The sequence below is a fragment of the Brevundimonas sp. FV1ye28 genome, assembly GCF_058681135.1.
Genome location: NZ_CM178731.1, coordinates 1,963,742 through 1,981,411 on the forward strand (window position 1 = coordinate 1,963,742; position 17,670 = coordinate 1,981,411).

The 17,670-nt window shown below is 68.7% G+C and carries 17 protein-coding genes; 8 read left to right on the forward strand and 9 right to left on the reverse strand.

The features are described from left to right. Window positions 1-38: 38 nt before the first annotated feature. Together ACW171_RS09665 and ACW171_RS09670 are read left to right on the forward strand one after the other, a co-directional pair. Complete coding sequence (locus ACW171_RS09665; protein ID WP_492092965.1) at window positions 39-1,058, forward strand: UbiA family prenyltransferase; 1,020 nt, start codon at window positions 39-41, stop codon at window positions 1,056-1,058. A gap of 15 nt (window positions 1,059-1,073) precedes the next feature. Then, the gene (locus ACW171_RS09670) at window positions 1,074-1,919 is read left to right on the forward strand and encodes a DUF3298 and DUF4163 domain-containing protein (protein WP_492092966.1); all 846 of its coding nucleotides are present in this window, start codon (window positions 1,074-1,076) and stop codon (window positions 1,917-1,919) included. 4 nt (window positions 1,920-1,923) lie between these two features. Here ACW171_RS09670 and ACW171_RS09675 read toward each other — a convergent pair whose 3' ends face one another. The 3 genes from ACW171_RS09675 to ACW171_RS09685 are packed head-to-tail and all read right to left on the reverse strand — an operon-like array spanning window position 1,924 to window position 3,512. After that, window positions 1,924-2,868 carry an alpha/beta fold hydrolase gene (locus tag ACW171_RS09675; protein WP_492092967.1) on the reverse strand — a complete coding sequence of 315 codons (945 nt, stop codon included), beginning with the start codon at window positions 2,866-2,868 and terminating at the stop codon, window positions 1,924-1,926. A gap of 45 nt (window positions 2,869-2,913) precedes the next feature. Then, the gene (locus ACW171_RS09680; protein WP_492092968.1) at window positions 2,914-3,111 is read right to left on the reverse strand and encodes a helix-turn-helix transcriptional regulator; all 198 of its coding nucleotides are present in this window, start codon (window positions 3,109-3,111) and stop codon (window positions 2,914-2,916) included. After that, window positions 3,111-3,512, reverse strand: coding sequence for a hypothetical protein (locus ACW171_RS09685; RefSeq protein WP_492092969.1), 402 nt, complete (start codon window positions 3,510-3,512; stop codon window positions 3,111-3,113). Before ACW171_RS09685 ends, ACW171_RS09680 begins: the two co-directional genes overlap by 1 nt. A 182-nt stretch (window positions 3,513-3,694) precedes the next feature. On the opposite strand from ACW171_RS09685, the gene ACW171_RS09690 reads away from it, so the two are divergent. From ACW171_RS09690 to ACW171_RS09710, 5 genes are all read left to right on the forward strand, one after another. Then, complete coding sequence (locus ACW171_RS09690; RefSeq protein ID WP_492092970.1) at window positions 3,695-4,345, forward strand: class I SAM-dependent methyltransferase; 651 nt, start codon at window positions 3,695-3,697, stop codon at window positions 4,343-4,345. A gap of 72 nt (window positions 4,346-4,417) precedes the next feature. Beyond that, window positions 4,418-4,759, forward strand: a complete 342-nt coding sequence (locus ACW171_RS09695) for a hypothetical protein (RefSeq protein ID WP_492092971.1) — start codon at window positions 4,418-4,420, stop codon at window positions 4,757-4,759. 81 nt (window positions 4,760-4,840) lie between these two features. Next, window positions 4,841-5,692 carry a KPN_02809 family neutral zinc metallopeptidase gene (gene ypfJ / locus ACW171_RS09700; protein ID WP_492092972.1) on the forward strand — a complete coding sequence of 284 codons (852 nt, stop codon included), beginning with the start codon at window positions 4,841-4,843 and terminating at the stop codon, window positions 5,690-5,692. 57 nt (window positions 5,693-5,749) lie between these two features. Continuing rightward, entirely contained in the window at window positions 5,750-6,904 is a 1,155-nt protein-coding gene (gene proB, locus ACW171_RS09705; protein ID WP_492092973.1) for a glutamate 5-kinase, read from the forward strand. Next, the gene (locus ACW171_RS09710) at window positions 6,901-8,163 is read left to right on the forward strand and encodes a glutamate-5-semialdehyde dehydrogenase (RefSeq protein WP_492092974.1); all 1,263 of its coding nucleotides are present in this window, start codon (window positions 6,901-6,903) and stop codon (window positions 8,161-8,163) included. Before proB ends, ACW171_RS09710 begins: the two co-directional genes overlap by 4 nt. On the opposite strand, the gene ACW171_RS09715 is transcribed toward ACW171_RS09710, so the two are convergent. The 4 genes from ACW171_RS09715 to ACW171_RS09730 all read right to left on the reverse strand — a co-directional run bounded on the left by ACW171_RS09715 (window position 8,160) and on the right by ACW171_RS09730 (window position 15,269). Next, window positions 8,160-9,179 (reverse strand): aspartyl protease family protein, encoded by a 1,020-nt coding sequence (locus tag ACW171_RS09715; RefSeq protein WP_492092975.1) that lies wholly within the window; start codon window positions 9,177-9,179, stop codon window positions 8,160-8,162. The genes ACW171_RS09710 and ACW171_RS09715 overlap by 4 nt on opposite strands. A 675-nt stretch (window positions 9,180-9,854) precedes the next feature. Next, on the reverse strand, window positions 9,855-13,196 hold the full coding sequence (locus tag ACW171_RS09720; protein WP_492092976.1) for an error-prone DNA polymerase: 3,342 nt from the start codon (window positions 13,194-13,196) through the stop codon (window positions 9,855-9,857). Next, on the reverse strand, window positions 13,193-14,785 hold the full coding sequence (locus tag ACW171_RS09725; protein WP_492092977.1) for a Y-family DNA polymerase: 1,593 nt from the start codon (window positions 14,783-14,785) through the stop codon (window positions 13,193-13,195). The genes ACW171_RS09720 and ACW171_RS09725 overlap by 4 nt, the downstream gene beginning before the upstream one ends. Then, the gene (locus tag ACW171_RS09730) at window positions 14,706-15,269 is read right to left on the reverse strand and encodes a hypothetical protein (RefSeq protein ID WP_492092978.1); all 564 of its coding nucleotides are present in this window, start codon (window positions 15,267-15,269) and stop codon (window positions 14,706-14,708) included. Before ACW171_RS09730 ends, ACW171_RS09725 begins: the two co-directional genes overlap by 80 nt. Before the next feature lie 271 nt (window positions 15,270-15,540). Here ACW171_RS09730 and ACW171_RS09735 point away from each other — a divergent pair, with 271 nt between their 5' ends. After that, the gene (locus ACW171_RS09735) at window positions 15,541-16,659 is read left to right on the forward strand and encodes a GNAT family protein (protein ID WP_492092979.1); all 1,119 of its coding nucleotides are present in this window, start codon (window positions 15,541-15,543) and stop codon (window positions 16,657-16,659) included. Window positions 16,660-16,785: 126 nt separating this feature from the next. Here ACW171_RS09735 and mscL read toward each other — a convergent pair whose 3' ends face one another. Both mscL and ACW171_RS09745 read right to left on the reverse strand, forming a co-directional pair. Then, on the reverse strand, window positions 16,786-17,205 hold the full coding sequence (gene mscL / locus ACW171_RS09740) for a large-conductance mechanosensitive channel protein MscL (protein ID WP_492092980.1): 420 nt from the start codon (window positions 17,203-17,205) through the stop codon (window positions 16,786-16,788). Window positions 17,206-17,245: 40 nt separating this feature from the next. After that, a complete protein-coding gene (locus ACW171_RS09745) occupies window positions 17,246-17,536 on the reverse strand; it encodes an integration host factor subunit beta (protein WP_492092981.1) in 291 nt (96 codons plus the stop codon). Window positions 17,537-17,670 lie beyond the last annotated feature (134 nt).

Consider the following 17,670-nt stretch of genomic DNA (forward strand, 5'->3'; position numbering starts at 1 on the left):
ACCTGACGCGAGGTGGACGGAGTGCTATCCGTCCGCTCATGTCCGCCCCCCTCCCCGACGCCGGCCGCAACTGGGTCGACGCCCGCGCGCCCGAAGGCCTCAAGCCCTGGCTGAAGCTCGGCCGCTTCGATCGGCCCATCGGCATCTGGCTGTTGCTGCTGCCGGGCTGGCAGGGGATCACGCTTGCGCTGGCCCAGGATCACCGGACGCCTGGTCTTCATGAGCTGTGGCTGTTCGTCGGGTTCGCCATCGGAGCCTGTCTGATGCGGGCGGCGGGGTGCGCCTTCAACGACATCGTCGACCGCGACATCGACCTGAAGGTCGCGCGGACGGCGGCGCGACCGGTCGCCTCGGGGCGGATCAGCGTGCGACAGGCCTGGCGGTTCGTGATCGGGTGCAGTCTGGTCAGCCTGTCGATCCTGCTGACGCTGAACCTGACGGCGGTGCTGCTGGGCGTCGGCTCGCTGGCCCTGGTGGCGGCCTATCCCTTCATGAAGCGAATGACCTGGTGGCCGCAGGCCTGGCTAGGGCTGACGTTCAACTGGGGCGCCCTGATGGGCTATGGCGCGGCGACCGGCGCCCTGTCCTTCCTCGTCTGGGCTGGCGGCCAGTGGAAGGTCATGACCGGCGACTGGATGACCTTCGCCGTCGCGCCCGGCGTCAACGGAGAACTGACCATAGCGGCCATCCTGCTCTATGTCGGCGGGGTGTTCTGGACCCTGGGCTACGACACCATCTACGCGCTTCAGGATATCGAGGACGACGCCATGGTCGGGGTGAAGTCCTCTGCGCGGCGCCTCGGCAAGGGCGTGAAATCCGGGGTCGCCGTCTTTTACGGTCTCGCCGTGGTCAGTGTTCTGCTGGCCGGAGCCGTGGCCGGGCTGGGGCTGCTCTTCTTTCTGAGTTGCGGCGTCTACGCCGGCCATCTCGCCTGGCAGGTGCGCACGTTGAAGCCCGAGAAGGGCGCCCTGGCGCTGAAACTGTTCAAGTCCAACCGCGAGGCGGGACTGATCCTGCTGGCGGCCATCGCCCTCGGCGGGCTAACCTTCGTCCTCTGACCCGGAGATCGCCCCATGACCGCGACCATGACCACGCCGTTCCGCCTCGTCCTCATCGCCGCCGCCGTGTCGGCGACCCTGGCCGGCTGCAACCGCGACAGGGCCGATGAGAAGGCGGCTGCGCCGGTCCCGACGGCGGGTGCGGGCGCCATGGTCACCCCGGCCGACGCCGCCGCCCCCATGGCGTTCGAAGCCAAGTCCCCGTTCGCCGACGTCAGCCTGACCCTGCCGATCGCGATCAAGGCCCAGCCCGACCTGCACGCCCGCCTCTACGCCGCCGCCGTGCGCGACCTGCGCGAGTTCTCCGAAGGCGCCCAGGCCGACCGCACCGAGGCCGGTGGCGACGCTGGGGTCGGTGCCTACAACAAGTCGATCACGATCACGCCCGGCGCCGAGACCGGAAAGCTGTTCAGCCTGATCCGCACCGATTCGGAGTTCACCGGCGGGGCCCACCCGAATGCGTCCTTCACCTCCATCCTGTGGGACAAGGCGCTGAAGCGCGAGGTGGCGGCGGCCGACCTGTTCACCAAGACGGGCGACCTGTCGGCGCTGGACGTCGCCCTGTGCGCCGCGATCAACGCCGAAAAGAGGAAGCGCGATCCGCAGACCCAGACGGTGTCACTGACCGGCGGCGAGATGTGGAAATGCCCGCGCGCCTCGACCGTCCCCTTCGTCCTGGCTACCGGGACGATGCCGGGCAAGGCCGGCGGTCTGGTCTTCCTGATCGGCCCCTATCAGGTCGGTCCCTACTCCGATGGATCGTATGAGGTGACGGTGCCGCAGAGCGCCTTCCGCGCCCTGCTGGCACCCGCCTATGCGGACGAGTTCGCGGGCGAGCCGAAGCCCGCGCCCGCCGCCTGAACGCCTACTTCAGGAAATCATCCACCAGTTCGTCGAACCGGGCGGGTTGATCGGCCATGATAAAGTGGCGGCTGGCGTCGACACGGATCACCTGAACCCCCGGCAGGGCTGCGTATTCCCGCTCCCAAAGCGCCTGGGCCATGGCGGGCGGCGGACCGCCCTCGGGGTCGGTGGCGTAGAGCGCGGTGACCGGCAGAGACATGGCGGCCAGGCCCGGACGGGCGTCGGTGGTCATAACGTCCGTCATGGCGGCGGCGAAGGCGCGGCGGTCGGTGGTCATCGACCATTCGACCATGGCCTCGCGGGTCGCCGGATCACGGGCCAGGCCCGCAGCCGTCTGGACCTGCATGGCGCGGAAGGCAGCCTCGTCGGCGCCGAGGATCCCGGCGGACGCCTGGGCCGCGAAGGGACGTGCGGCCTCTGCGGTGACGGCGGGCCCGAACATGGCGCTGTAGAACGGCAGGGCGTCGACGATCATCAGACGGCCGACGCTGTCGGGGTGTCCCTGGGCCAGCAGCAGGCCGCTGAGCCCGCCCATCGAATGGCCGATGACGGCGGGCTTCTGCAGGCCAGCCTCGGCGATATAGTGGGCGATCTCCTCGACCTCCGGCGCGACGAACGGGCCGTCGCCGTGGGTCCAGGGTTCGCCGGCGAACCCGGCCAGTTGCACCAGATGGACGCGGTGGGTGGCGGCCAGTCGCGTGGCGAGCGGACGCCACACTTCGCGCGACGAGGCCAAGCCAGGGATCAGGATGACGTCGGGGCCTGAACCGATGACCTCGACCGACAGCCGGTCGGAGGCGAACGCGGCCGTCTGGGTCGCAGCGGCGGGCTCGGCGTAAGCCTGGGGGGCGACGAAGACCGTCCCGCCGACCGCGAGTGCGGCGGCTGAAGCCAGAAACAGGGCGCGCAGGGTCGAACGCCCGACGAAGTGGCGGAGGTGCAGCATGTCGATGTCCTTGTCATGTTATCCTGACAAAATGTCAGGTGGGTTTCAGGTGTGAGGGTTGTCGAAGACGTCCTCGACAGCGCGCTCGAACAGGGCGGCGATGCGGTAGGCGAGGTCCAGAGAGGGATCGTGCTTCTCGGTCTCCAGGGCGTTGACGGCCTGGCGGGAGACACCGAGAGCCTGACCCAGCTGTTCCTGGGTCCAGCCCTTCTCCGTACGGAGCAGTTTCAGCCGGTTCTTCATCAGTGGGAGGTCCGGATGAAGGGGGTGGCGATGCCGAAGCAGGCCCAGAAGAGCGGGAAGATCATCCAGTTGGGGATGTGGGGCGCATTGGCGTAGCTCTCGCCGAAGCCCCAGAAGCTGGCGATCGCCATGGCCACGCCGGCCGAGACGATGAAGCGTTTGGCCAGCACGGCGCGCATGAACTCGTCGGAATCGCGCATCAGAACCAGGATCGACCAGATCCAGCCCAGTATGGGTGCGGCGACCGCGGCGGCCAGTCCCCATGCTGCGGGCTTGCCGATGATCTCGTCGAAGATACCGAACATCGCGGCGACGTTGACCGCCACATAGGGAATGGTGAAGGCCATCGTTCGGATGACGTATTTACGGTCGGCGGGCGTGCCGTCTTTCCAGCGGGTCATGTCGTGAGCTCCTGACTTAATGTAAGGCCTACATGACACGTCATTTTTGTCAGGTCAACATGACTTTGTAAGGCCAGCCTGACATAAATTGTTGCCGGAAGATGATCCCGCATCGCGCCACGCCTGCCTTGATCCCCTTATTCGGCTTGATACCTGAACGGCGAAGGCCCTAGGTCCCGCGTGTGACCATCGCCGATCCCGTCGCCTTCATCCTGGCCAACACCCGACTGCAGGCCGTGCCGCATGCGCCGGAGGTTTCGCTGTGGCTGGCGGACGAGATCACGCCGATCTGGAAGCTGACGGAGGAGGAGCTGGGCGAATTGGGCCTGCCGCCGCCGTTCTGGGCCTTCGCCTGGTCGGGCGGACAGGCGCTGGCGCGCTGGGTGCTGGATAATCCCGGGGCGTTCGCCGGCAAGACGGTCGTCGATTTCGCCACCGGCTCCGGCCTGGTCGGGATCGCGGCAATGGAGGCGGGCGCCCGATCCGTTCTGGCCGCCGACATCGATCCCTTCTGCGAGGCCGCCGTTCGGCTGAACGCCGAGGCTAACGGCGTGGCCCTGTCCTTCACAGACCGAAACCTGCTGGACGCCCCTCCGCCCGAGGTCGACGTGATCTGCGCCGGCGACGTCTGCTACGAAAAGCCGATGACCGAGCGCGTCATGGCCTGGCTGAGGCAGGCGCGAGAACAGGGTTCTCAGGTGTTGATCGGAGACCCGCACCGAACCTATTTCCGGACCGAAGGCCTGACCTTCCTCGCCGAATACCAGGTGCCGACGACACGCGAGTTGGAGGATTTCGCCATCAAGCGCTGTTCGGTCTTCTCGCTGGATTGATCGCGGCCACGCTTGGTCGAACCGGCGTCCGGCCCCATCTTCGATCCCATGAAAGCCGCAGCTCTCCTTCTGATGTCCGTCCTCGGCGCCGGATCCGCCTCGGCTCAGGCGTATCATCCGGGCCAGCCCTATATCGGCGACCCCATGGTGGACCGGCTGCGTGATCGCGTGGAGACACAGCGACTGCAATCCGAACAGCAGGCCGCTTTCGCTCGTCAGTACCAGCTCCAGTCCCGACTGACCGAAATGGAAATCCGGGCTCAGCGCCAACACGAGCCCTACATCCCGCTGGTCGATCTCCCGCAGACCCCGGACGCCCGACGGCGCGCGCGCGAAGCGGCGACGGCCCGACGGGAGGCGACGGTCTCCGGCGTGACCCAGATCGACGACTGGCTGGCCCGCCAACCCCGCTGACGAGACCTGCCGATCCGATTGCATCCCTTCCCCTCCGCCCGCGTTCCGGCCTAGCTTGAGCGGGAAATCAGGGAGGCGGCGATGCGGTGGCAGGGCGGACAGCGGGGCGGCGGGATCGAGGATCGCCGCGGAATGGGCGGCGGCGTGGCTGCCGGCGGTGGCATCGGCGTCCTCGTGCTGGCCGCGATCGGCTATTTCGTTTTCGGAATCGATCCGAGCACCACCCAGCAGGTCGCCTCGACCTTCGGTCAGGCCGGAGCCTCGCAGGAGGGACAGCAGGGCACGCCGGAGGATCAGGCCGGGCTGTTCGTCGACATCGTAGGCCGCAACATCAATGACGTCTGGGCGACCAAGCTGGACGGCTATCGGGCCCCGGACAACATCGTCCTCTATGAGCAGGGCACACAGACCGGCTGCGGCTTCGGCCAGTCCGCCATGGGGCCCTTCTATTGCCCGGCCGACCGCCAGGTCTACCTCGACCTCTCCTTCTGGCAGGAGATGGAGACCAAGCTGGGGGCGTCCGGCGCCGATTTCGCCCGCGCCTATGTCCTGGCCCACGAGATCGGCCACCACGTCCAGACCCTGACCGGGGCCTCCGAACAGGTGCAGCGCGCGCAGCAGAGCGCCTCGTCCGAAGCCGAGGGCAACCGCTATTCCGTAGCGCTGGAGCTCCAGGCCGACTGCTACGCCGGAGTCTGGGCCGCCAACGCCGCGGCGGTCTCCGGCGGCGAGGTCGCGGTCGAACAGGGCGATATCGAGGAGGGCCTGCGCACCGCCTCGGCCATCGGCGACGACGCCCTGCAGCGTCGCTCGGGCGGACAGGTCAGCCCGGAAAGCTTCACCCACGGCACCTCGGCCGAGCGTCAGCAATGGCTGCTGCGCGGCTATCAATCCGGCGATCCGGCCGTCTGTGATACGTTCCAGGGCCTCTGATCGCCCAGGCCCGCAAGGCGGCTTGTTGCATCGCAAACGGGGAGTCATGGTCATCCTGTGACCGCCCCTGTCGTGACCCTGCCTGAAGCCGCCTCTGCCGCCGCCAGCCTGCGGACGGCGAAGCGTATCGTGGTGAAGGTCGGCTCCTCGCTTGTCGTGGACGCGAAGGCCCCGGCGACGGTGTGGCTGGCGGGCCTGGCCGCCGATATCGCCGCCTTGCGCGCTCAGGGACGTCAGGTCGTTGTGGTCTCCTCCGGGGCCGTGGCTCTGGGGCGCGGGCGGTTGGGGCTCGAGAAGAATGCCAGACTGGACGAGAAGCAGGCCGCCGCCGCCGTGGGACAGTCCCTGTTGATGCAGGCCTGGGAAGCGGCGCTTGCCGGTGCGGGGTTGATGTCCGGTCAGGTTCTGCTGACCCGAGACGACACGGAACGCCGCCGTCGCTGGCTCAATGCCCGAGCGACGATGGAGGCCCTGCTGAAGCTGGGCGTCGTACCGGTCGTCAATGAGAATGACACCGTCGCCACCGAAGAGATCCGCTACGGCGACAACGACCGGCTGGCGGCGCGGGCGGCGCAGCTGGTGCGAGCGGACCTGCTGATCCTGCTGTCCGATGTCGACGGTCTGTACACGGCCGATCCGCGCCGCGATCCGGCAGCGAGGCATCTGCCGCTCATTGATGATCTCGGCCCCGAGGTGCTGGCCATGGCCGGCGGGGCGAACGCGGAAGCGAACCTCGGCACCGGCGGCATGGCGACCAAGCTGGAGGCGGCGCGGATCGCACGGTCGGCGGGTTGCGCGACAGTGATCGCATCCGGCCTGACGGATCGGCCGCTGAACGCCGTCGCCTCCGGAGCGCGGGCCAGTCTGATCACGGCCACGGCGACGCCCTTGCAGGCCTACAAGTCCTGGATCGCAGGCAGTCTGGAGCAGGCGGGTGCCCTGACGATCGATGATGGGGCGGCGGAGGCCCTGGCCGGGGGACGCAGCCTTCTGGCCTCCGGCGTAAAGGCGGTGGAGGGCCGGTTCGACCGGGGCGACAGCGTCCGCGTGATCGGCGCCGACGGCGGGGTTCTGGGCGTCGGCCTGGCCGCCTATGCCGCCGACGAGATGGAGACAATCCGAGGGCGTCATTCGGGCGAGATCGAGGATCTGGTCGGCTACAAGGGGCCGGGGGTGGCCATTCATCGCGACGACCTGGTGCTGCACGGATGAGTGATCTGGACGCCCGAATGCGGGGGATGGGTGGCCGAGCGCGGGCGGCCGCCGATGCGGTGCGTCTGGCGCCGGCCGAAATGCGGTCGGAGGCCCTGACGGCGATGGCGGCGGCGATCCGGGCGCGGGCCGAAGATATCCTGAGCGCCAACCTCCGAGACATCGACCGGGCCCGGAAGAACGGCATGGCCGAGGCCCAGATCGACCGGCTGACCCTGACGCCGTCGCGGATCGAGGCCATGGCGGCGGCGGTGGACGAGGTGGCGGCCTTTCCCGATCCGCTGGGGGTGGAGACGGCGCGCTGGACCCGACCGAACGGCCTGGATTTCGCACGGGTGAGGACGCCGATCGGGGTCCTGGCCATCATCTATGAGAGCCGGCCCAATGTGACGGCGGATGCGGCGGCCCTGTGCCTGCGGTCCGGCAATGTCGCCATCCTCAGGTGCGGGTCGGACTGTCTGGACAGTTCGCTGGCGATCCATGGGGCGGTCGTCGAGGGATTGGCGGCGGCGGGTTTGCCCGGCGATGCCGTTCAGTTGGTGGACACACCGGATCGGGCCGCGGTCGGGGCGCTGCTGACGGGGCTGGAGGGGACGATCGACCTGCTGATCCCGCGCGGCGGAAAGAGCCTGGTGGCGCGGGTTCAGGCGGAGGCGAGGGTTCCGGTGCTGGGGCATCTGGAGGGGATCAATCACACCTATCTGCACGCCTCGGCCGAGGTCGGGATGGCGCGGGATGTCGTGGTCAACGCCAAGATGCGGCGGGTGTCCGTGTGCGGATCGACGGAGACCCTGCTGGTGGATCGAGGCGCTGCGGAGCGGCTCTTGCCGACGGTGGCGGACGGGTTGATCGCGGCAGGCTGTGCCTTGCGGGGCGATGCGGAGGCCTGTGCGCTGGTCCCCGCGATGACGGCGGCCGGGGATGACGACTGGGGACGGGAGTTTCTGGCGCCGATCCTGGCGGTGAAGGTGGTGGACGATCTGGACGCGGCGGTGGCCCATATCCGACGGTACGGGTCGGGCCATACGGATGCGATCGTAGCCGAGGACGGCGAGGCGGCGACCGAGTTCCTGAACCGCGTCGACAGCGCCATCGTCCTGTGGAACGCCTCGACCCAGTTCGCGGACGGCGGGGAGTTCGGGTTCGGCGGCGAGATCGGTATCTCCACATCGAGGCTGCATGCACGGGGGCCGGTGGGGGCGGAACAGCTGACCAGCTACAAGTATGTGGTGCGCGGGACCGGGCAGACGCGGCCCTAGCGACCGATGGTCAGGTCCAGCGGGCGGGAGGCATGGAGGCGGCCGCCGCCGAGATCCAGCAGCAGTGTCCGACCGGCGAAGGCCTCCATGCCGACCAGGGCGGCGGGGAAGCCCGGCAGGGGAACGTCGGCGTAGATCGGCGTCGGAGCGTCGCGGTAGATCTGATCGCCGATGGTGATCGTCCGAGAGCGGACGATTTGCGACTCGATGGATCCGCCGAGGACGATGCTGGCACCCCGTTCGGACGGGCGGCCGTCCAGAAGGCCCGCGCTTTCGGCCGCCTCGCGGGACAGGGCCAGGAGAGCCGAGGCGCCGGTGTCGACGACCGCCTGGATCGTCGCGCCCTCGACCGTGACCTCGGTGGTCAGGGCGCCGCCCGCCCTGGAGACGGAAATGCCGGCCAGGTCGGGAGACGGCGCATGGCCGTCTCGCGGCAGGAAGCGCATCCGGCGCGCCTCCGTGTCCAGTTCGAGGACGGTCTGGCCGAGCAGGTCCTGGCCCAGGATGAGGGGAGAGGCCAGTCCGTCGCCCTCGGCCAGCGGCCCCAGCGAGAGGATGGCGGCGCGCAGGGCTTCGATCCGCATTCCGCCGACCGAGACGTCCAGAGTGACGCCGCGCCCCATCTGGGCGCCGCCGCCGACGCCATAGGCGACCAGCGGGATGTCGAAGGCCTGGGTCAGTCCGAGGCGGTCGAACAGGCCGCGATCGATGACGGAATACTGGGCGCCCGAATCGACGAGGGCGCGGATCGACTGGCCGGCAACGGTGACGCGGACGGTGGGGACCACGGCGCGCGGCTCGTCATAATCGAGCCAGCCGCTGGAGCGTTCTGGCCCGAAGGCGATGCCGGGATCGCGCCAGAGGACATGGTCCCTCAGCCACCACGCCCCGCCGAGACCGGCGGCGACGAGGGCGGCGCGGGTCAGAAGGGCGCGGCGGTTCATGTCCTGACAGTGGGGATCGGTTGAGGCGCTGTCGAGGCGTTCGGGGGTCGCAGTCGTTCCGGCACGCGTCATCGTCCTTCCGCTGTGAACGGGTATGGGGAAGTCGACGGAGCCTGGGCGTTCGCCCGGAACCGAGGTGGCCCCCTGCTTTCGCGTTACGGGGACCGATTGATTGTGTTTTCGGCTCGCGCCGAAGGCTCCGTCCCCGACCGGGTCCGCGAGCGTCACCCAGCGGGTTTACGGACACCCCGGGGGGGCCTGCATCCCCGCCTCGGCGAAGACCGGCCACGAATCCCGAGTCCTTTGGACCCTCAGGCGATAGGCCCGCGACGGGCGGCGGGCTCAGGCCCGCCGGGCTCCGAGGTTTCACGCCCCCCGGACAATCCCGCTACGATCGGTCCCGCCGCACGTCCGGGTCCTGGGCCCAGGACGCCTTCCCCGACGACGGGATGGCTCCCATCATAAGGGATGTTCGAGGGGGCGCCGGTTCGGAGGGGTCTTAAAAGTTCGGGGTGTTGGAATCGTTGGGGGATTCGGGGCGTGTTTGGCCAAACTTGGATGTCTTTATCCGTGCACCCCGGCGAAGGCCGGGGTCTAGATGGAGGCACCCGACGGCTCAAGCAGCAACTCCGACGCCCATCCCGGCCGCCTGGACGTGTGATCTGGACCCCGGCCTTCGCCGGGGTGCACGGTGAGAGAGGGCGGGGATGACCCCTCATCCGCCCACAAGGGGGATGGGGGGGCGTCTCAGTGGAAATCCCGCGAGCCCGGCAGGATGCGGACGTCCCTGGGGTGGCGTCCGCGCGTCGGGGCGTGGCCCGATCCCGGCGTCGGATCGGTGGAGAGATGGCCCAGCATCGGGGTCCAGTCGATCAGATCCTCGACCACCAGATGGGTCACCCCCTCCTCCGACCGCTGGATCTTGCCGACGGCCAGGACCATCCGCGCGCCCATGGCCACGGGCCGCAATCGTTCGAACACGTCGGGCCAGACCACGAGGTTGGCCACCGCCGTCTCGTCCTCGATGGTCAGGAAGACCACCCCCTTGGCCGAGCCGGGGCGCTGACGGACCAGCACCACCCCGCCGACCCGGACGCGACGTCCGTCCTTCACAGTCTTGCAGGCCTCGGTCGTCACCGCCCCCGCCTTGGTCAGCCGCTCGCGCAGGAAGGCGACGGGGTGACCCTTCAGCGACAGGCGGATGGTCTGGTAGTCGCCGACCACCTCCTCGGCCTCGGTCAGAGCCGGCAGGGCCGCCGGCGGGGCGCCGTCCGCCTCGTCCAGCCCCATGGCCGCGAACAGGGGTGCCGACGACGCCGGGGCCGCGCCCTTGGCCGCCCACATCCCCTGACGCCGCGAGAGGTCGAGCGAACCGTAGGCGTCGGCCTCGGCCAGCCTGTCCAGGGCGGAGGGCGGGAGGTCGGCGCGGATGCGGAGATCCTCCAGATCGCGGAAGGGGCCGAGCGCGCGTTCGGCCATGATCTTCAGCGCCCAGTCCCTCTTGAACCCGTCGATGGACCGCAGGCCCAGGCGAAGGGCGCGGCGTTCCGAGGTTCGCCGCGGCTCCAGCGTCGCGTCCCAGTCACTGGCGTTCACGTCGGGATGTCGGATCTCGACGCCGTGCTCGCGCGCATCCCTGACGATCTGTGCGGGCGCGTAGAACCCCATCGGCTGGCTGTTCAGCAGACAGGCCGCGAAGGCGTCCGGATAGAAGCATTTCACCCAGGCCGAGATGTAGACCAGGAAGGCGAAGGCGCAGGCGTGGCTTTCGGGAAAGCCGTATTCGCCGAAGCCCTTGATCTGGTCGAAGCATTTCTGGGCGAAGACGGGATCGTAACCCCGGTCCTTCAGCCGGCCGACGAAGATTTCCTCATAGGTCCCGATCGTCCCCATGTGCCGGAAGGTGGCCATGGCCCGGCGCAGGCCGTTGGCTTCCTTTGACGTGAACTTCGCCGCGTCCATGGCGATCTTCATCGCCTGTTCCTGAAACAGGGGCACGCCCAGGGTCTTGTCGAGGACGAGCTTCAGTTCGTTCTTCGGACCGTGTTCGGGCGCGGGGTGCGGATAGTCGATGACGAAGGGCAGGCCCGCCTTTTCCGCCGCGCGACGTTCGGCCCGGCGTTTCAGATAGGGATGGACCATGTCGCCCTGGATCGGGCCGGGCCGGACGATGGCGACCTCTACGACCAGATCGTAGAAGACCCGGGGCTGGAGGCGCGGCAGCATGGCCATCTGGGCCCGGCTCTCGACCTGGAAGACGCCGAGCGAGTCGCCGAGACACAGCATGTCGTAGACCGGCTTCTGCTCCGTCGGGACGGTGTGCAGTTCCCACCGGTCGCCATAGCTGTCGGCGATCAGATCGAAAGCCCGACGCATCGCGGTCAGCATGCCCAGGGCCAGGACATCGACCTTCATCAGCTTCAGATAATCGATGTCGTCCTTGTCCCATTCGATGAAGGTTCGATCCGGCATGGCCGCATTGCCGATGGGGACGATCTCGACCAGGGGGCCGCGACTGAGGACATAGCCGCCGACATGCTGGCTGAGATGGCGCGGGAACTTGATCAGCTCTGCGGTCAGTTGGAGCGCGAGCGACATGCGGGCGTCGTGGCGACTGACGCCCGTGCGATCGACATGGTCCTCCTTCACATCCGAGCCGTAGGAGCCCCAGACGGTGTCGGCGAGACGCGCCGTCACGTCTTCGGTCAGGCCGAGCGCCTTGCCCACGTCGCGGATCGCCGAGCGCGGGCGATAGTGGATAATGGTGGCGACGATGCCGGCCCGGTCGCGACCATAGCGGCGATAGACATACTGCATCACCTCCTCGCGTCGCTCGTGTTCGAAATCGACGTCGATGTCGGGCGGCTCGGACCGGTCGGCGGAGATGAAGCGTTCGATCAGGACGTCCTGCTCGGCGGGATTGACGTTTGTCACGCCGAGACAGAAGCAGACGGACGAGTTGGCGGCCGAACCGCGTCCCTGGCACAGGATTTTTGCGTCCCGGGCGAACTGGACGATGTCGTGCACGGTCAGGAAATAGTTCGGATAGTCGAGCTGTTTGATCAGCTTGAGCTCGACGACGATCCCCTTCAGCACCTTGGCCGGGACGCCGTCGGGCCAGTGTTTTCGCGCGCCGGCGAAGGTCAGGCGGATCAATCTGCGCTGAGCCGTCCAGCCTGACGGGACCGGCTCCTCCGGGTACTGATACTGAAGCTCCTTGAGCGAGAACGCGCACCCGCGCACCACCTCCATGGTCCGGGCCAGGGCCGCCTCGTGCCCTTTGAACAGACGCGCCATTTCGGCGGCGGGCTTCAGGTAGCGTTCGCCGTTCGACTGAAGCCGCAGGCCGGCCTTGTCGATGGTCGTGCCTTCGCGGATGCAGGTCAGGACGTCCTGCATCGGACGGCGCTCGGCCTCGTGATACATGACCGCATTGGTGGCGATCATCGGGGCGCCCGTGCGGGTCGCCATGTCTGAAAGCCGGTTCAGCCGCGCGCGGTCGTCGCCGCGCCACAAGGGGGCGACGGCGAGATAGAGGGTGTCGGGCCAGGCGCGGCGCCAGGCCAGGAGGCGGGCCTCGAAGGCGGTGTCGGGGACCTCGGGCGCGACGGCGAGCGCGATCATCCCTTCGCCATGGGCCACGGCCTGGTCGAAGGTCAGGCGGGTTTCGCCCTTGGTGGTGCGGTCGGGGGCGGCGTCGTCGTCCACGGGCTGGACCAGGCGAAGGTGGGGATGGGGCGCGGCGGCGGGCGGTGGTGCGTCGTCGAGGATCTCGCTCTTGCCCAGGGTCAGCAGCCGGCACAGCCGACCATAGGCGGCGCGGTCGCGGGGGAAGACGATCAGTTCGGTCCCGTCGAGGAAGCCCAGCCGGACCCCGACGACCAGACGGATGTCGAAGTCCTCGGCCCCCATCAGGGCGCGGACCATGCCGGCCAGGGTGTTGCGGTCGGCGACGCCCACGGCGGCGAGGCCGAGCGCCTTGGCCTGCATCATGATCTCGCCCGGATGCGAGGCCCCCTCCAGGAAGCTGAAGTTGGTGAGGGCGCCGAGCTCGGCGTACCGGCCGTCCCAGTCGGACGGGGCGTTCACGGGAACATTCCGTGCATCCACCAGGACGGCGGCCGCTCGTCGTCCGCGCCCGTGTATTCCGCGCCGTACAGACCCTCGCGGAACAGCCAGTAGCGCAGGCCCTGGTCGTCCTCGATCCGGTAGTAGTCGCGGGTGCGGGCCAGGCGGCCGTCGGGACGCGGACGCCACCATTCCGGGGACAGACGTTCGGGGCCGTCGGCGCGGGTCACGCTGCGTCGAACGCGCCGCCAGGTGAAGAGGGCGGGCACGCCGTCGGGCATCTCGGCGATGGTCTCGACCGGCTCGGGCGGATCGAGCAGCAGGAGGGGGCGGGCACGCCGAGGATCACCGGCCGCTTCCTGCTTCGGCGGGGCCTTGGCCAGGGCCGGTCGCCAGCGCTCGGCGCGCTCGGGCAGCCAGGAGCCGAACGGATCGGCGACCCGCACCGCCCCCTCTCCCAGCCGGGCGGAGAGCCGGTCGATCAGGGCGGCCATCCCCTCGGCCTGATGCGCCTGTTCCTCCTCGCCCATGGCGACCTGAAGCGCCACCACCGGCTCGGTGACGTCGGCGGTCAGCATCAGGGCGTCTATGCCGAAGCCGGGGTCGATCCGCGCGATCCCGGCCTCGCGGAACAGCCGCATCCAGACGGTGACGTCGCGAAGCGCCCGGCCCATGCGGACCGAGAGGGCGCTGGTCCGGCCGTCGACGCGAAAGGCGGTCAGGGTCAGGGCCCGCGCCCCCTGCCCGTCCGCCTCCATCGCCTGCGCCAGCTGATCGGCCAGTCCGGGCAGGCGCGCCTCGATCCCGGCGGTGTCGCCCAGGGGATCGGCATAGGCCTCCCACCCGCGATAGCGAGCCGGGGCGCGGGTCGGGATCAGGGCTTCGTTGGTCGCGCCGGTCGCCTGATCCAGACGCCGGACCAGACCGACGCCGGCCCCGTCACGGAAACGGCGAGCCAGACCGGCGCGCGGCATGGGATAGAGGTCACTGATCCGCTTCAGCCCGAACCGTTTCGTCTGTTTCAGGGCGGCGTCGGTGAGGCGCAGGGATTCGACCGGCAGGGAGGCCAAGACGGCTCGCACGTCGGCGTCGGTGGCGATCCGCTTGGCGTCGCCCCAGCGGGCCAGAGCCCAGGCGGCGCCCGGTGTCGGGGCCATGGCGGCGCGGACGCGGATGCCCGCCGCCTTCAGCCGGGCCTGGATGCCGGTCAGGGTCTGGGCCTCGCCGCCGAACAGATGGGTCGCGCCGGTCAGGTCGAGGAACAGACCCTCGAGCCCGCCCTCGGACGGATCGACGGTGACGGAGGGCGACCACCGCTCGCCCCAGACGGCGAGGGCCTCCAGGGCGCGCAGGTCAGCCGCCGGATCGGCGGGATGACAGGCCAGATGCGGGATCATGGCCAGGGCGTCGGCCTGGGTCTGGCCGCGCGACAGGTTCAGGGCGCGCGCCGCCGGGTTCAGGGCATGGATGATCTGTCCCCGCGCCGTGCGCTGGATCAGGGCCAGGGGGGCTGCATCGGCGGCGAAGGGATCAGGCGTATTGAGCCCGGCCGATCGCGCCCAGACCGTCACCGGCCAGTCGATCAGCCAGGCGGAGACGATGCGTCTCATCATCCTGCTCCAGCATCCAGACGCCCGGCCGCTCAATCCGGCTGCGGGTCATTTCGGCACGGATCGTCATCCGGCCCGGCGCACGGCGATCGAAGCGATCGCCGTCACTCGCCAAGGTTGTGATGCGCCACCGGCGGCGTGCGGCGCTGAGGTCGCCGGTACGGGATCGCAGCAGAAGACCCGAACAGGCCCCGTCGCGTGAGGCGAACTCCAGCCGCCGGGTCTGGGCCAGTTCGGCCCCGTCGACCGTGCCGATCACCAGGGCCGCGCCGCCGGATCGCAAGGCCTGTTCCATGACCCACAACGCCTGGGCCTCCGTTCCGGTCTCGACCAGGAGGAAGCCGTCGCGCGCCTGAAAGCCCGCCAGGCCGGGACCGTAGGGCCGTCCGTTCTCGCCCAGCCAGGCCCGTGTCGCGCTGAGCACCACGCCCCGCCCCTTGCCGACATCGGCCCTGCCGAGGGCGAAAGCCATGGCCGAGGCCATGTCTCGCGCTCCGCCCGCACACACCTCCTCCAGCCCTTCGGACAAGGTCGAAAGGGGCGGCGGAACGCATTTTGACTGTGATGAGGATGGGACGGACATGGCGGGTGAAGACTCCATGTTCATTATTTGTTCCGTTTCCAGCGGAGTCAAACCCGGAATCGCTACGGCTGGATCGTTAGCGGTTGATTCTACCTTGCCGTGTTTTCTTTGGCCCGCGTCGTGCAGGAACAGGCGGCGGAGGGGACGCGTGTATCGCTTTGGAGCCTGAACGATGACTATCTCGGTGCGACCCATCGATGAGACCGACAACGAGGCCGTCAACGCCCTGCATCGTTTCGTCGGCTGGCCCTCACGGTCCGACGCGGGCTGGGCCTGGCTGGCGGGCAATCCGGCACGGCTGGAGACGGGCGCGCCCGCCGGCTGGCTGCTGGAATCCGAGGACGGAGAAGCCTGCGGCTTTACCGGCAATTTCGTGCAGCGCTTCCATCACGGCGACCGGATCCATCATGGCGTCACAGGTTTTTCGATCATCGTCACGCCACGCGCGCGGGGCAGCAGCCGCAAGCTGCTGAACGTCTTCAATGCCCAGCCGGGCATGGCCGCCCACTACACCTTCAACGCCAATCCGGCCTCCAGCCCCCTCTACAAACGCTACGGCATGGTCGCCTGGCCGCCCGCGACCCACGATCTGAAGCTGTCATGGCGGATCGACGCCCTGGCCTGCGCCGGGGGGCGGCTGTGGCGCGAGATCGACCGTCGCGCGCCCCGCCTGACCGAGGCCCGGCACGAGCGCCTTCTGAACCCCCGCCTGCATGAGCCGGCGGCGCTGGACCTGCCGGATGGGGTGGCGGTGCTGACCGATCTTTCGGACACATCGAGTTTCGCCGACTTCTGGGAAGGGCTGAAGGCGGAGGGACGGCTGATCGCGGACCGCAGCCCGGCCATGCTGCGCTGGCGACTGTCCGACCCGGATCTGACCTTGCGCCCGCTGCTGCTGGCCTATCATCGCGGCGCGACCATCGCAGGCTATGCGATGGCGATGATGTCCAAGGGCAATCCGATCGAGCCGCCGATGCTGGAGATCATCGACCTGGTCGCCCTGCAGGACGCCCCGGAGGCGATCCCGGCCCTGATGCAGGCCCTGCTGCACAATGCCCGCAGCCTGGGAGCGGCGAAGCTCCGCATACAGATGGTCAGCCCCGATCTTCTGCGTCGTCTCGGATCGCTGACCGATACGGCGCGGCGCGAGGGCGGCTGGGGCCATTGCCATGTCAGGTTCGGCCCCGACACACCGGGCGCGGCATTGTGGTCGCCGACCCCCTTCGACGGGGATTACGGCATCTGTCTGAGGCCCGTGCCGGTGGCCGTGCCGGAGCAGCGGGCGGCCTGAAGATTAGGCAGTAGGCAGTAGGCAGTAGAAGGAGCGCCGGCTGGGGGCGCGCACCCGCTTTTTCGGCATAGCTCGGGTGCAGGGCGTTGCAGAAAGTCCTACTGCCTACTGCCTACTGCCTACTGCCTATTGCCTGGCTTTCAGCTCGTCGCGGATTTCGGCAAGCAGGGCCTCGGTCGGGGTGGGCGCGGGCGGGGCTGCCGGTGCGGGATCGGCGGCCTGTTCACGGCGCAGCTTGTTGATGCCCTTGACCATCAGGAAGACGACGAAGGCCACGATCAGGAACTGGATCACGGTGTTGATGAAGGCACCGTACTGAATGGCGACCTCTTCGAGAGCCTCCGTGGCCGGATCCTCGGGCGACAGGACCCACTTCAGTTCGGAGAAATCGACGCGGCCGAGCATGAGGCCGATCGGAGGCATGACCACCTGTTCGACCAGGCTGGTGACGATCTTGCCGAACGAGGCGCCGATAATGACGCCGACTGCGAGGTCGACGACATTGCCGCGCGCGGCGAACTCCTTGAACTCGGTCAGCAGGCTCACGGCATATCCCTTCAGGCTCTTCGATCGAGCCTGAAGCCTATCAGGCGTCGCCCGAGGCGTTCAACCGCTCGCGCAGTTCCTTGCCGCTCTTGAAGAAGGGCACCGACTTGGCCGGGACGTCCACGGTCTCGCCCGTGCGCGGGTTGCGACCGGCGCGGGCCGGACGGGCGCGGACGGAGAAGGCGCCGAAGCCGCGCAGCTCGACCCGACCACCGTCGGCCATGGCCTCGGTCATGCGACCCAGAACGACATTGACTACACGCTCGACCTCGGCGTGCGTCAGATGCGTGTGCTCCGCCGCCAGTTTTTCGATCAGCTCAGACTTGATCATGACCAGGCGCCCGCCCTTTCCTGCCCTCTCGGAGCAAATACGGGTGCAACTTCAATCGGGTTGCAGGTGCATCCTAGCCTTCGCCCGGCTGGCGAAAAAGACCTGATCGTCAGTTTCCGTCAGGGAAGAGGGTT